Raw genomic sequence first — 14358 nt, forward strand, 5'->3', positions numbered from 1 at the left:
AGCGGTCGCAGGGAACGCTACTGATGATTCTGCCCGAGCGCGCGGCACTACGCCTCCTGCTTGCCTGCAGCGGCCTGCTGGCAGCATGTGCGCTCTACCTCACCGAGCCAATGCTGCTGCAGACGCTGCGCAACAACTTGTTCGACCAATACCAGCGCTGGCAGCCCCGGCCCGAGCCGCCACAGACCAAGGTGCTGGTGCTTGATATCGACGAGGACAGCCTCACGCGTATCGGACAGTGGCCCTGGCCTCGCGATCTGTTGGCGCAGCTGACGGATCGACTGCGTGAGGCCGGTGCCTCTGTTGTGGTGTTCGATGTGTTGTTCGCCGAACCGGACCGCTACTCTCCGACGCAACTGCTCGGCCAGCTTGCCCCCGAGCTGGCAGCGCAACTGCAGGCGTTACCTGACCACGACCAGCTGTTCGCCAACGCGCTAGAGCGCCAGCCCAGCGTCCTTGGTTTTGCAGCAACCCGCGAACCAAGTCAAAACACTCCCGTGAGCCGCTTTGCCGTGCAGCTGCGGGCCGATACCGAAACGCCTGAGTTTCCCGCCTATGCCGGGACCGCCACTGCGCTGCCGCTGCTCGACAGTGCTGCGGCGGGGAGCGGCGCGATGACCTTCCAGCCAGATTCGGATGGCGTGGTAAGGCGCGTGCCGCTGATGATCAGGGTGGGCGACCATCTGCTGCCATCGCTGTCAGCCGAAGCCATACGTGTTTACCTGAAGCAAGCGCTCTACCGCATCGATACCAATGCGCGCAGCGCCGTTGAGCAGCTCCATATTGGCCGTATAAGCCTTCCAACAAATCGCCACGGCGAATTCTGGGTGCACTACCGATCAGACATGGGCGCACAAAGCCTGCCCGCCTGGAAGCTATTCGAGGAACGGTCGGACGCCAGGTTGCAAGACGCGATCGTGCTGGTCGGAAGCTCGGCGCAAGGGCTGCAGGACCTGCGCTTCAGCCCGCTTGGCGGCATGATGCCCGGGGTCGAGGTGCATGCGCAGGCAGTCGAGCAGGCGTTGTTCGGCACACCGCTGCAGCGCCCATACTGGGCAAGCCCGCTCGAGGCACTGACGCTTCTGCTTGCTGCGCTGCTGTTGTGCGGCGTAACGCTTAGCACCGGTGCCCTTACGGGCGCTCTGGTTTTCGGCGGATTGTTGCTCGCCCTGAATCTGATTGCCTGGTGGGCCTTTTCGCGCCATGGATTACTGTTCGATGCGATCAGCCCCAGTATTGGCCTGGCCATTACCTACCTGGGCGCCAGCGTTGCGCGCCATCGCGCCAGTGAACGACAGCAGCGTTGGGTGCGCGCGGCTTTTTCTCGCTACATCTCACCGAATCTGGTCGAACACCTGGTCCGCAACCCCGCGCAGTTGCGGCTGGGAGGCGAACGTCGGCACTGCAGTTTTGTGTTCACCGACCTCACCGACTCTACTGCGCTAATGGAGGCGCAATCACCCGAACAGCTAGTCAGTATGTTCAACCAGTACCTAGAGGGCATCATCCAGATCGCTTTTCGCCATGAAGGGACGCTCGAGCGGATCATGGGCGATGGCCTGGCCATTTTATTCTCTGCACCGCTGATTCAAAGCGACCACCAGAACCGCGCCCTCGCCTGCGCCCTGGAAATTCGCCACTTTACGCGCCAGCACGCGAACACCCAGCGAACGGCAGGCGTTGCCTTTGGACGGACCCGCATCGGTGTGCATAGCGGCGAAGTGGTGGTGGGTAACTTTGGCGGCTCCACATTGTTTGACTACCGTGCCCTGGGAGACGCGGTCAATGTAGCCGCGCGGCTCGAAGGTCTGAACCGCTATCTGGGTACCGAGCTTTGCGTGTCGGAGACGATACGCAAAGCCAACCCGCACAACCCTATGCGCCCTGTCGGCAACGTACTGCTCAAAGGCAAGGAGCAGCCTATCCGGCTCTACGAGCCCTGCGAAACGGAGGCGGACGATCCGTATGAGGCGGCTTATAGGTTGATGTCCGATGGCGACGAAGGCGCGCTCGCGAGTTTCGAACAGTTGCACGCGCAACGGCCCGGCGATGAGCTGGTGCGCTTTCAGTTAACGCGGCTGCGCAGCGGACAGCGCGGTGAGCATATCGTGATGACTGATAAATAAGGCGTCTCAGCGCACGCTGATCTCGACTCGCCGATTGCGCGGCTCAGACACGCCGTCAGGCGTCTTGATCAGCAGGTTGCGCTCGCCATGCGACGAGACTCTTAGATCGATCACCTCGATATGGCGCTTTCGCAACATCTCGGCTACAGCCTTGGCTCGGATTAGCCCCAGCTGCTCGTTCCAGCGTTGGCCACTGAGTGTGTCGGTGTGACCTATGACCGATACCGCCGAAGGGCCACGTTGGCGGATCGTTTCGAATGCATCCTCGATAGCCTGCTCCGACTCCTCGGTGAGTTCGGCGCTGCCAATCTTGAAATACAGCTGGAAACGTTGCGGCAGCGCTGGCTGCGCGGCCAGGGCGGCCGAGAAGTCACGTGCGATGCGCAGGTTGCCAACCTCGAACGGCCCCGAGCCAAAGCCGCTTGAACCGATCACGGCGCCCTGATGCTTGCGATCAAGACGCGTCTGACCCTGTGCATCTTCGATGACCACCGCACCCGTGGTGCCATCGGGGCTTTCCAATAGCACGACGTAATTACCCGTCGCACAACCGGTCAGCAGGGCGAAACACAACAGCGCAAACGTTTTTTGTAGCATTCGCCTCACTCGCTAACCTTCACCAGAAAATGCGTACCGCGCACGCCGATCGTACCGGTTGGGGTTTTCAGCTCGACCGCCTCGGGCTTGAGCTTGGCAATCACGCCCGAGATAAAGTTCAGCGTGCCCCGACTGATGCGGGCGCTCAGTTTCAGCTCCTCATGGGCCGGCTCGAACTGATACTCGTCCAAGGTGAACTCGCTGTTGGGACCGAAAGACATCACCGTGTTGTCGCTCAGCGTGACTCCCATCGAACCCTGGGCACCGGTGCGCAGCGTCGCTCCGATGATCACAGCCTGGCCCACCCGCGCATCAATGGTCTGCCCGCGGCTGGTCATAGTCGCCTCGCCCTGCACTTTCATGATGTATCCGATGGGCTCGCTGATTTCGTCCGCAGTTACCACTCCTGAAGCCATCAAAAAGCCAAGGACCAGCACAGTTCGGGCAATTTTTCCTACTGGGGCAATTCTAGTGACCATGATCAATGTAACCTCCGTGGCTGGCCAATGGCCTGCGAATCGGTGCACAGCGCCTCTGGCTTCGGCCACCGATGTTTTCCTGGCATTTCCGTCAAGTAATCGCCGCAGGATGCAGTATGACCTCTAGCAAATACAAGCTCAGCTACGAGACCTGGGCCGCAGCACTGGTGACGATGTTCATTCTCGTACCCACCGTACCGGTACTTCTCTTGGCCGGATTCGAGTGGCTCGGCCTACGCGAAGTCTTGCTCGCTGAGCTGCTGTTCATGTTTGTCTGCCTACCGCTGCTCTTCGTCTGCCTAACGAGCATTCGTCGCTCATTGGGCGCTCTGGCAGAAGACACCCGTCGCATCCGGGAGCTCGATTTCAGCCCGCGCAACAGCCCCCGCTCGCCCATCCGTGAGCTCGACGACCTGCACCGTCAGCATGACATCATGCGACGGTCAATACGTGCACAGAACCTGGCGCTGGAAGTGGCCCAAGAGAAACTGGCGGGTCTGGTCGAAAACGGCATGTTGCTGTCTTCCGAGCGCGATAAGCACCGCCTGCTCCAGCACATCCTGATGCAAGGCAAGCGGATCTGTAACGCTGATGCCGCCACGCTCTACCTGATGACCGATCACGACAGCCTGCGCTTCACCCTGCGCTCGAAGGCTGACCAATTACCTGCATTCGAACTGCCGTTGCATGACCCGGAAACCGGCACGCCCAACGAGCGGCACGTATCCACCTACGTGGCCCTGCGCAGGGAAACCGTGATCATCGATGACGTCTACCGCGAGACGCGCTTCGACCTATCGGGAACACGGCGCTTCGATATGGAGTCGGGCTACCGCACGGTCTCGATGCTCTGCGTGCCGCTAGTCGCACACAGCGGCGAAGTGCTCGGCGTCCTGCAATTCATGAACGCGACCGACCCCGGTAGCGGCGACGTCACCAGTTTCAGCAGGCAGAACCTCCGCTTCGTCGAAGCGCTGGCATCCCAGTCGGCCGTTGCGCTGGAGAACCACAACCTGATCGACTCGCAAGCCGCCTTGATCGACTCGATGATCGAAATTCTGGCCGGCGCCATCGATGCCAAGAGCGCTTATACAGGCGGGCATTGTGCCCGCGTTCCTGAACTTGCACTGATGCTGGCCGAACAAGCCAGTGCAGCGGTAGAAGGACCGCTGGCGGACTTCCGTTTCGAAACGGAGGAGCAGTGGCGGGAGTTTCGCATCGGCGCCTGGCTGCACGATTGCGGCAAGATCACCACGCCCGAACATATCGTCGACAAGGCGACCAAGCTGGAAACGGTCTACAACCGCATCCATGAGATCCGCATGCGCTTCGAGGTCCTGCTCCGCGACGCCATGATCGAGCGTCTCGAAGCCCTGGTTGCCGGTGCGCCATCGGCAACCGTCGAGGCTCGCCATGCCGCTACAGTGGCGCGTTTGCATGAAGAATTTGCCTTCGTCGCTGAGTGCAACATCGGTGGCGAGCTGATGGCGCCGGAGCGGACCGAACGTTTGCAGCGCATCGCCGAGCAACGCTGGATGCGCCACTTCGATGACCGATTGGGCTTGTCTCACGAGGAGGTGACACGCCTGGAAGGCTTCCCGGCCAGGCACTTGCCGGTGTCCGAGAAACTGTTGGACGACAAGCCCGAACACCTGATGCCGCGCATCGAGAGCAAGGCACTGGACCCCAAGTACGGCTTCAAGATGAGCGTGCCCGAGCATCAGTTCAACTTTGGCGAGCTTTACAACCTCAGCGTCAGCCGCGGCACGCTAACTGCCGAGGAGCGGTTCAAGGTCAACGAACACATCGTGCAGACCATCGTCATGCTGGAGAATCTGCCGTTTCCCAAGAACCTTCAGCGCGTTCCGGAATACGCCGGCACCCATCATGAAACCTTGCTTGGCACCGGCTATCCGCGACAACTGGGGCCCGATCAGCTGTCGATACCCGCGCGAATCATGGCTATCGCCGACATCTTCGAGGCGCTGACCGCGTGTGATCGCCCCTACAAGAAGGCCAAACCGCTGAGCGAGTCCATCCGCATCCTGGCGCGGCTGCGCGACAGGGGCCATATTGATGCCGACCTTTTCGCGCTGTTCCTCTCATCAGGACTGCACCTCAGCTATGGCGAGCGCCACCTCAGGCCCGAGCAGCTCGACCAGGTCGATATCACCGAGTTTCTGCAGCGCCCGATTGCAAGCGGGACCTGACAGCTGCAGGCCTTTTATCAACTGGCGACGCGACCATCCCATAGCTCCTTGTCGTCGAGCTGGCAGGATTCCACGTAACGCGGCATGCCGCCGATCTCCTGCAACTCCGTCATGCCTGCGAGCTGGCTGACGATGCGGTAACGTTTGCCTGCGGTCTTGTCTTGCAATGGATAGAGCGCGGCAATCTGCTGCGCCAACTCGGTCAAGGTGGACATGGTGCGGGTAATGCTCTGGGTGCGAAAAGTCAGGCTATTTACTATGAATAGACACGCATTGCGCGAAGCAGCCGACGCCTAGCAGGCCGCTCATCGGAACAGTTTGTTTTTCACGTAAACCCAGCCTTTTACGGGCATTGAGTTCTCACCAAGAACAGCAGCGCAATCCTGCTCGGACCACTCGCCAGACCAAGCCGTCCTCAATTTCTCTCAACAAGCCCAGACACACGAATCAGCTGGCCCAGTGTCGCGGTCGAATAACCGGAGCGCTGGTCTTCGGTCGTAGAGCTTCGTCTAGCCGATGTTCGATCCACCAACGCCTCCAGCCCGTACCTCCATCGAACGATTCGTTCCACGACCAACCGGTCATTCGTCGAAAACCAGCCTGCCATTCGTCGCGCTACCGTTCGCAGGGTGGCCCGTGCCGTATTCTCGCCGGCTATCGGAGTTCAGCAATCCGATTCGCAGTCCGGCATATAAATCGCATCCAACGAGCCCGTACTGTGCTGCGCCACACAATTGGCGCCGCGGGGTTTCCCGCGAACAACTGTGGTCCGCCAACCCGGCGGTTGTTTGTCGAAAACATCGGGCTGTCCCGATTGGATGTGAAATGAAAACACCACGTCTGCTACAAGGTCGCCGCGGCCCTGTGCTCTCCGTTTCCCTGTTGCTGCTGATCGCCGCTTGCGTTGCGTTCTGGCAGTTGTGGCCAGCCGCACCGTCAACGCCCGCGACGGGTGCGGCGGCCAGCATGCTCGAAGCCCTGCAGGAGTCGACCGCCCCCTGGCAAGCCAATCGCCGTGATCTTTCCGTGTTGATGGGCGACTTGCGCGGCGACGCCATTGTCAGCGCCGCGCTGGGCAAGGATGCGGTCTACATCAGCCTGCACGACGGGCTGCAATATTGGGTGCCCGATCAGTCCGGGCGCGTTGCCCAGCTCCTGCTCGATCAGTACGCCAGCAGCGAAGGTCAGCTTTTCCCGCTGACATTGTTCGAGACCGACGCCGAAGCGCCCTGGTACAAGAGTGCGTTGCCCTACGCGCCATTTATCCTGCTGCTGGTGGGTGCTTTGACCTACCTGGCAATCAAGAGCCAGACGTTTCAGGTGCATCGCAAGGGCAGCGGCATCAGCTTTGCCGACGTCATCGGTGCCAGCGAAGCCAAGCAGGCCTTGAGCGACGTCACTGCCTATCTGCGTGACCCCTCCGCCTATGCCGCCTTGGGTGCCCGTCCGCCCAAGGGCGTGTTGCTCACCGGCGAGCCCGGCACCGGTAAGACTCAGCTGGCGAAGGCCCTGGCTACCGAGTCCAACGCCAGCTTCATTCAGGTCACCGGTAGCGACTTCTCATCGATGTACTTCGGCGTCGGCATCCAGAAGGTCAAGGCGCTGTTCCGTACCGCACGTAAACAGGCGCCGTGCATCATCTTCATCGACGAGATCGACGGCATCGGCAAGCGCGCCGAACAGCAGCGCTCCAGCGATGCCGAAAGCAACCGCATCATCAACCAGTTCCTCGCTGAAATGGATGGCTTCGACGGTGCTAGCGGCGTGCTGGTACTGGGCGCCACCAACTTCCCCAACTCGCTGGACCCGGCCCTGGTCCGCGAGGGCCGCTTCGATCGCTCGATTGCCGTCGGCCTGCCAGGGCTGAACGACCGCGAGGCGCTGTTCCGCCTGTATGCGGACAAAATCCGCGCCGAGCAGGATCTGGATTTCGCCCAGCTGGCGCGTAACACCGTGGGCCTGACGCCCGCCGCTATTGCCTACATTGCCAACCATGCCGCCCTGCTTGCTGCACGTGGCGCAGCGAAGGCGGTCTCCATGGCGCATTTCGTCGACGCGGTGGAAACCTGCCGCATCGGCGAGCAGCCATCGGGTGTGACGCCCATGTCGCCCACTGACCGCAAACGCATCGCCGTGCACGAAGCGGGGCACGCACTGGTTGCCGCTGCGCTGAAAACCGGTCGAGTAGAGAAAGTCACCATACTGCCACGCGGCCAGGCGCTGGGCGTGACGCTGGTAACGCCGGTCGAAGACAAGCGTCTGCACATGGAATCCGAGCTGCGCAACCGCATCCAGATGCTGCTAGCCGGCCGTGGTGCCGAGCAGCTGTACTTCCACGAAGTCTCCTCCGGCGCCGGTCAGGACCTGCAGGAAGCCTCGAAGATCGCGCTGTCGATGGTTGGCGCATTGGGGATGGGTCCGAACGGTTCGCTGCTGAGTTTGCAGGCGGTACGCGACGCGCATATCGAGTTCGATTCCGGCGAATCCATCCGTGCGGCCGACACTCTGCTGAAGCAGCTCGACCGTGAATGCATGGCCCTGCTGCAGCGGCTCAAACCGGCACTGGATGAGATCGCTGACCAGCTACTGGCCGAGGAAACCGTGCCCGGAGAGGACGTCCTCGCAGCCATCGAGCGCCTGCCCGAACATCATCATGAGGCCACCGTCAGCTCCATCATTGGCCATGCGATGAGCAGCATCGATCGGGTGGCTGCCAGTGCCATGGAGAACAGCGAGTTCCTCGGCCTGGCGCCGGTGGTGGAGCAACCCGAGGACGACGGTCCGGGAATGCTTTGAATCAAGGTCGCAAGCAAAGCGGCGGGCTGCGCGAAGACACGCGCAACCTCCGCCGATCTCGTTTCAACGAACCGTCAACTTGGCAGCATGGCTATTGCACGGCGCTGCCTCGCGTCGGCGCTGCACGACTCAAGCACGTTAATCGAGAACCACCAAATGGTTGGGTAACTCATTGCGCTCGTGAGTCGCCGGTACATGCTGGGAGAGCAGCGAGCCACAGGCTTCAATGCAACCGAGAAACCCGTCCAGCACCTTGCCGTCGCGCACATCGCGGGTGAAGGTCTCGACGATCGATTCCCAGGCATTGTTATTGATGCGGCTGGAAATACCCCGATCCACCAGAATTTCGACATAGCGTTCGGCTTCGGAGACGAAGATGAGCATGCCGGTGTCGCCAGTGGTGTGATGCAGGTTCTGTTCGATGAACTGCCGCCGCGCCAGGTTGCAGGCGCGCCAATGCCGTACCGACCGAGGAATCAGCCGGCTAGTCACACTCGGGATGCGGAATAGTACCGCCAGCACTACGAAGGTCAGCCATTGCACCAGCAGCAGCTGCCAACTAGCCAACCAGCCGCTGAAGAACAGCAGCGCGCCGGGCAGCACCAGTGCAATCAAGCTCGCCCAGAGTAACGGGATATAGCGATAGTCATCGGACTGGCCCGCCAGTACGGTCACCAGTTCGGCATCGGTCGTGCGCTCCACACGGGCGATGGCCTCGGCCACCTGCTGCAGTTCGCTTTCGCTCAAAAGGGTCATTGCATGTCCATCATTGATGAGGCTCTTGTCGTTCTGATCTGAAGGGGCGAGCCTGCATGGCAGGCCCCATCGAGTTCACGTACCGGCTACCAGCCACCGGAAGCGCCGCCGCCGCCAAAGCCGCCGCCACCGCCGCCGAATCCGCCGCCACCGCCAAAGCCGCCGCCACCACGTCCCATGCCACCGAGCAGGGCACCGAGTAATACCGCGCGACCCGCACCTCGTCCACCTCCGCGACCACCACGGCCGCCACCGATGACGAAAATCGCTACAAGCATCAGAAAGAAGCCAAGAATGCCGAGCCCGCCCGGCTGCTGCGCCCCCATCGGCATGGCCGGCGGCAGCGCAGCGGACCGCAGCGGATCGCCACCCAGCACCTGAATAATGGCCGCGGCGCCTTCGGTAATCCCACGGGTGAAGTCGCCCTCGCGAAAGGCGGGTGTGATGATGCGATTGATGATCACCGACGACTGCGCATCGGTCAGCCGGCCTTCCAGGCCATATCCGACTTCAATGCGGACTCGGCGATCATCACGCGCAACGATCAACAGCGCACCGGTGTCCTCGTCTTTCTGCCCGATACCCCACTCACGCCCCAGCTCGACACCAAACTCTTCGATGCTGCGGCCTTGAAGATTCGGCACAGTGACGACCACCACCTGCTCGCCGCTGGCCTGTTCATGCGCGGCGAGCATGCTGGTCAGCCGCGCCTCGGCCTGCGTATCGAGCAGTTCGGCCTGATCGACCACTCGGCCGGTCAGCGCAGGCAGCTCGACGCTCTGGGCGGCGATGCCGCTCGCCCAGAACAACAGCGCGAGGATCAGGGGGAGCGTACGCATCATTGGAATTGCACTTGCGGCGCCCGTTCAGCGTTCTCGGTTGTGGCCTCGAAGTTCTCGCGAATGGGCATGTCGCCGTACATCAAGGTATGCCAGATGCGGCCGGGGAAGGTCCGGATCTCGGTGTTGTAACGCTGGACGGCGGCGATGAAATCGCGACGTGCGACCGCGATGCGGTTCTCGGTGCCTTCGAGCTGCGATTGCAGCGCAAGGAAGTTCTGGTTGGATTTCAGATCCGGGTAGCGCTCGGACACCGCCATCAGCCGGCTCAATGCGCCAGTCAGCTGGCTCTGCGCCTGCTGGAACTGCTGCATCTTCTGCGGATCGTCGAGGTCATCAGCGCTGATCTGGATCGAGGTTGCCTTGGCGCGCGCCTCGGTCACTGCAGTGAGGGTGTCCTGTTCCTGACGGGCGAAGCCCTTGACCGTCTCGACGAGGTTGGGAATGAGGTCGGCGCGGCGCTGGTACTGGTTCTCGACCTGAGCCCAGGCCGATTTCACCTGCTCGTCATACTGCGGAATGTTGTTGATGCCACAGCCGGCCAGCAGCCAGGACATGAACAGGACAACCGTCAGTTGCCAGGTGAATCGATAACGCTGCATCTGCATGATCCGCTCGTCCTTCCAAAAATCCAGGGTACAGGATAGGGATAGCCGAGCGGTCCGAGAGTTCAGGTTGTAACGACCTCAGATCACGCCGGCACGACGCAGCGTGTCGATCTGCTCGGGCGCACAGCCCAGCAGCCGCTGCAGCAAGGCTTCGCTGTGTTCGCCGAGCAGCGGCGGGGCCTTGCGGTATTCCACCGGCGACTCGGACAGTCGAATCGGGCTGGCCACCTGGGGCACGCTGCCCGCCAAAGGATGCGGCATCTCGACACGCAGACCGCGCGCCTGCACCTGCGGATCAGCAAACACCTGAGCCAGGTCGTTGATCGGTCCGCAAGGCACGCAAGCATGCTCCAGTATCGCGACCCATTCAGCCGTGGTGCGGAACACCGTGACCTGGCGGATCATCGGCACCAGCTCCTTGCGATGCGCCACGCGCGCCTTGTTACTGGAGAAGCGCGGATCATCAGCCCATTCGGGGTGCCCGGCCACTTCGGCGAACTTGCGGAACTGACCGTCATTGCCCACGGTGAGAATGATGTCGCCATCGGCCGTCGGGAAATCCTGATAAGGCACGATGTTGGGATGGGCATTGCCCATGCGCTTGGGCGGCACGCCCGTGGTCAGGTAGTTCATCGCCTGGTTGGCCAGGCAGGCGACCTGCACGTCCAGCAGTGCCAGCTCAACATGCTGACCAACGCCGCTGTGCTCCCGGCGGTTGAGCGCCGCCAGCACGCCAACGGTAGCGTAAAGCCCGGTGAGGATGTCGGTCAGCGCCACACCGACCTTGACCGGCCCGGCGCCCTCTTCGTCTTCGGCGCGCCCGGTCAGGCTCATCAGGCCGCCCAGGCCCTGAATCATGAAGTCGTAGCCCGCACGCTGGGCGTATGGACCATCACTGCCAAAGCCGGTGATCGAGCAATAGACCAGCTTGGGATTGATTGCTTTCAGGCTTTCGTAATCCAGCCCGTAGGCCGCCAGCCCGCCGACCTTGAAGTTTTCCAGCAACACGTCGCATTGGGCCACCAGCTCACGGATGATCCGCTGGCCCTCGGGCTGGGTGAAATCCAGCGTCAGCGACTGCTTGTTGCGGTTGGCCGACAGGTAATAAGCGGCTTCCGACGTGTTTTCGCCCTGCTGGTCTTTCAGGTATGGAGGCCCCCAGTGGCGGGTGTCGTCGCCCGTGCGCGGGCGCTCGACCTTGATCACCTCGGCGCCGAGATCACCGAGGATCTGCCCACACCAGGGGCCTGCGAGCACACGTGACAGGTCGAGGACGCGGATATGAGAAAGGGCGCCGGGCATGAATGAAGCCTCAAGGTGTTGTCGCCGCGCCGCAGACATCAGCCTGCAGCCGGTCGAGGAAAAGCGTAGGGTGGATCGGGGCGCGTAGCTGACGCTTTATCCATCCACCGTGCAGAGTGAAGGTGGATGAAAAGAGCGTCATCCACCCTACAGCGATGTCGCTGTTTTATGTAGGTCGGTCAGCGTCCCGCTAGAAGAACGCCTGAATGCCGGTCTGCGCACGGCCCAGAATCAAGGCATGCACGTCATGAGTGCCCTCGTAGGTGTTGACCACCTCGAGATTGACCAGATGCCGAGCCACGCCGAACTCGTCGCTGATGCCGTTGCCGCCCAGCATGTCGCGGGCCAGGCGCGCCACGTCCAGCGCCTTGCCGCAGCTGTTGCGCTTCATGATCGAGGTGATTTCCACCGCCGCGGTGCCCTCATCCTTCATCCGGCCGAGGCGCAGGCAGCCTTGCAGCGCCAGGGTGATCTCGGTCTGCATGTCGGCCAGTTTCTTCTGGATCAGCTGGTTCGCCGCCAGTGGGCGACCGAACTGCTGGCGGTCCAGGGTGTACTGGCGGGCGGTGTGCCAGCAGAACTCGGCGGCGCCGAGGGCACCCCAGCTGATGCCGTATCGGGCCGAGTCCAGGCAGGTGAACGGGCCACGCAGGCCGCGCACGTCGGGGAAGGCGTTCTCTTCCGGGCAGAACACGTTATCCATGACGATCTCACCGGTGATCGACGCGCGCAGGCCGACCTTGCCGTGAATCGCCGGAGCAGACAGCCCTTCCCAACCCTTCTCCAGCACGAAGCCGCGAATCGCGCCCTCGTCATCCTTGGCCCATACGACGAAGACGTCGGCAATCGGGCTGTTAGTGATCCACATCTTGGCGCCGGACAGGCGATAGCCGCCATCAACCTTCTTGGCCCGCGTGACCATCGAGCCCGGGTCGGAACCGTGGTTCGGTTCGGTCAGGCCGAAGCAGCCGATGAACTCGCCGCTGGCCAGCTTGGGCAGGTACTTCTGCTTGGTTTCTTCATTGCCGAACTCGTTGATCGGCACCATCACCAGCGAGGACTGCACGCTCATCATCGAGCGATAACCCGAATCGATACGCTCGACTTCGCGAGCGATCAGACCGTAGCACACATAGTTCAGGCCACTGCCGCCGTAGGCTTCGGGAATCGTCGCGCCAAGCAGACCGGTATCGCCCATCTCCCGGAAGATCGCTGCATCGGTGCGCTCGTGACGAAAGGCTTCGAGGACCCGGGGCGCCAGCTTGTCGGCGGCGAACTGTTGGGCACTGTCACGCACCATGCGCTCTTCATCGGTGAGCTGCTGATCGAGCAGCAGCGGGTCGATCCAGTTGAAGCTTGCTTTGCCGGCCATGGGTGGTCCTCTTGTCGTAGACGATGAACCGGGCGCAGGGCCCGGTGCAGCATTGGATGGATTGATACTAGAAGCTGCCAGCGCACCCAGCAAACGAGTAATTCGCATCGATCTGTGCGATTTACGCACTTCAGAGTATGCTAAACGGCCTGAATATCCGGCTATTAGTGAGGCAGCCGCATAATGCGCCGCAAGATTCCCAGCACCGCCGCGCTGGTCGCCTTCGAAGCGGCGGCGCGTCATCAGAGCTTTACCCGTGCCGCCGAGGAGCTGGCGCTGACCCAGAGCGCCATTTGCCGACAGATCGGCGGGCTGGAGGAATTTCTTGGGCTGGAGCTGTTTCGCCGCTCACGCCGTGGGGTAAAGCTGACCGAGGCAGGCCAGTCTTATGCACGCCGCGTCGCCACTCAGCTCGATGCGGTGGAACGCGACACCCTGTCGGTCATGGGGCAGCAGGGCGCTCAGAATATTGAGCTGGCGCTGGTGCCGACCTTCGGAACCCAGTGGCTACTACCGCGCCTACGTCAGTTCCAGGCCTTGCACCCGGAAATCACCGTCAACCTGACCAATCGCACCCGCCCCTTCCTCTTCGCCGATACTGAGTTCGATGCGGCCATCTACTTCGGCGACGGCGACTGGTCCGGCACTGTGGCTCATCGCCTCATGCCGGAACACTCACTGCCGGTGTGCAGCCCCGCCTTGCTCGGCAATACGGGCCAACTGGCTGTCCAGACGATCGCAGAAATGCCGCTGCTGCAGCAGACCACCCGACCCTATGCCTGGCGTCAGTGGTTCGATTCGTTGGGAATGAAAGTCGCACGGGACATGACCGGTCCCCGCCTCGAACTGTTCTCGATGCTGGCCCAGGCTGCCGAGCATCAGATGGGCATCGCGCTGATTCCGCCGTTTCTGATTCAGCGCGAACTTGCCGAGGGGCGCCTGGTGATTGCACACCCCCACTCGTTCCGGCGCGAGGATCAGGCCTATCACCTGATGATCCCGGAACGTCGCGTAGAGTCGGCAGCCTTGAACGCCTTTCGTGACTGGCTGCTCGACGAAGCCCGCGCATGGCTGGCGCAGCAGGGTCCGATTGCATCGCACTGAAATGCCATTGCCACCCCGAAACCACCAGGTCGACCGTGCGCTTTGTGAACCGGCTGCTTGAATCGTCGCTAACGGTGGTTCCTACTGACACCCGCGCCGTGACCAACAGGATGTAGCTCAACGGCGTGTCAACCCAGATCATCCAGCCTCACTTGCCAGGGAAGGTAGA

Annotated in this window: 12 protein-coding genes; 4 read left to right on the forward strand and 8 right to left on the reverse strand. The window is 61.9% G+C overall.

Going from position 1 to position 14358, the window contains the following annotated elements; all coding sequences use genetic code 11:
* Positions 1 to 23 precede the first annotated feature (23 nt).
* The gene (locus ACQKIK_RS21045; protein WP_499137343.1) at positions 24 to 2126 is read left to right on the forward strand and encodes a CHASE2 domain-containing protein; all 2103 of its coding nucleotides are present in this window, start codon (positions 24 to 26) and stop codon (positions 2124 to 2126) included.
* A 6-nt stretch (positions 2127 to 2132) separates the two neighbouring features.
* Here ACQKIK_RS21045 and ACQKIK_RS21050 read toward each other — a convergent pair whose 3' ends face one another.
* On the reverse strand, positions 2133 to 2723 hold the full coding sequence (locus tag ACQKIK_RS21050) for an OmpA family protein (protein WP_241529958.1): 591 nt from the start codon (positions 2721 to 2723) through the stop codon (positions 2133 to 2135).
* 5 nt (positions 2724 to 2728) lie between these two features.
* Complete coding sequence (locus tag ACQKIK_RS21055; RefSeq protein ID WP_499137403.1) at positions 2729 to 3202, reverse strand: FecR family protein; 474 nt, start codon at positions 3200 to 3202, stop codon at positions 2729 to 2731.
* 116 nt (positions 3203 to 3318) lie between these two features.
* On the opposite strand from ACQKIK_RS21055, the gene ACQKIK_RS21060 reads away from it, so the two are divergent.
* The gene (locus ACQKIK_RS21060) at positions 3319 to 5412 is read left to right on the forward strand and encodes an HD domain-containing phosphohydrolase (RefSeq protein ID WP_499137344.1); all 2094 of its coding nucleotides are present in this window, start codon (positions 3319 to 3321) and stop codon (positions 5410 to 5412) included.
* Positions 5413 to 5429: 17 nt separating this feature from the next.
* Here ACQKIK_RS21060 and ACQKIK_RS21065 read toward each other — a convergent pair whose 3' ends face one another.
* The gene (locus tag ACQKIK_RS21065) at positions 5430 to 5627 is read right to left on the reverse strand and encodes a hypothetical protein (RefSeq protein ID WP_045431154.1); all 198 of its coding nucleotides are present in this window, start codon (positions 5625 to 5627) and stop codon (positions 5430 to 5432) included.
* A gap of 610 nt (positions 5628 to 6237) precedes the next feature.
* Here ACQKIK_RS21065 and ACQKIK_RS21070 point away from each other — a divergent pair.
* Positions 6238 to 8208 carry an AAA family ATPase gene (locus ACQKIK_RS21070; RefSeq protein ID WP_499137345.1) on the forward strand — a complete coding sequence of 657 codons (1971 nt, stop codon included), beginning with the start codon at positions 6238 to 6240 and terminating at the stop codon, positions 8206 to 8208.
* 138 nt (positions 8209 to 8346) lie between these two features.
* On the opposite strand, the gene ACQKIK_RS21075 is transcribed toward ACQKIK_RS21070, so the two are convergent.
* The 5 genes from ACQKIK_RS21075 to ACQKIK_RS21095 form a co-directional block, all read right to left on the reverse strand.
* Complete coding sequence (locus ACQKIK_RS21075; protein WP_499137346.1) at positions 8347 to 8964, reverse strand: TPM domain-containing protein; 618 nt, start codon at positions 8962 to 8964, stop codon at positions 8347 to 8349.
* Positions 8965 to 9050: 86 nt separating this feature from the next.
* Positions 9051 to 9806, reverse strand: a complete 756-nt coding sequence (locus tag ACQKIK_RS21080) for a TPM domain-containing protein (RefSeq protein WP_499137347.1) — start codon at positions 9804 to 9806, stop codon at positions 9051 to 9053.
* A complete protein-coding gene (locus tag ACQKIK_RS21085; RefSeq protein ID WP_102837756.1) occupies positions 9803 to 10411 on the reverse strand; it encodes a LemA family protein in 609 nt (202 codons plus the stop codon). The genes ACQKIK_RS21080 and ACQKIK_RS21085 overlap by 4 nt, the downstream gene beginning before the upstream one ends.
* A 78-nt stretch (positions 10412 to 10489) precedes the next feature.
* Positions 10490 to 11713 (reverse strand): CaiB/BaiF CoA transferase family protein, encoded by a 1224-nt coding sequence (locus ACQKIK_RS21090; protein ID WP_499137348.1) that lies wholly within the window; start codon positions 11711 to 11713, stop codon positions 10490 to 10492.
* 190 nt (positions 11714 to 11903) lie between these two features.
* Positions 11904 to 13085, reverse strand: a complete 1182-nt coding sequence (locus ACQKIK_RS21095; protein WP_102837758.1) for an acyl-CoA dehydrogenase — start codon at positions 13083 to 13085, stop codon at positions 11904 to 11906.
* A gap of 183 nt (positions 13086 to 13268) precedes the next feature.
* Between ACQKIK_RS21095 and ACQKIK_RS21100 the strand changes: the two genes are divergently transcribed.
* Positions 13269 to 14189, forward strand: a complete 921-nt coding sequence (locus tag ACQKIK_RS21100; RefSeq protein ID WP_499137349.1) for a LysR family transcriptional regulator — start codon at positions 13269 to 13271, stop codon at positions 14187 to 14189.
* Positions 14190 to 14358 lie beyond the last annotated feature (169 nt).

Source organism: Pseudomonas sp. NPDC047961 (genome assembly GCF_050272435.1).
Taxonomy (GTDB): Bacteria; Pseudomonadota; Gammaproteobacteria; order Pseudomonadales; family Pseudomonadaceae; genus Stutzerimonas.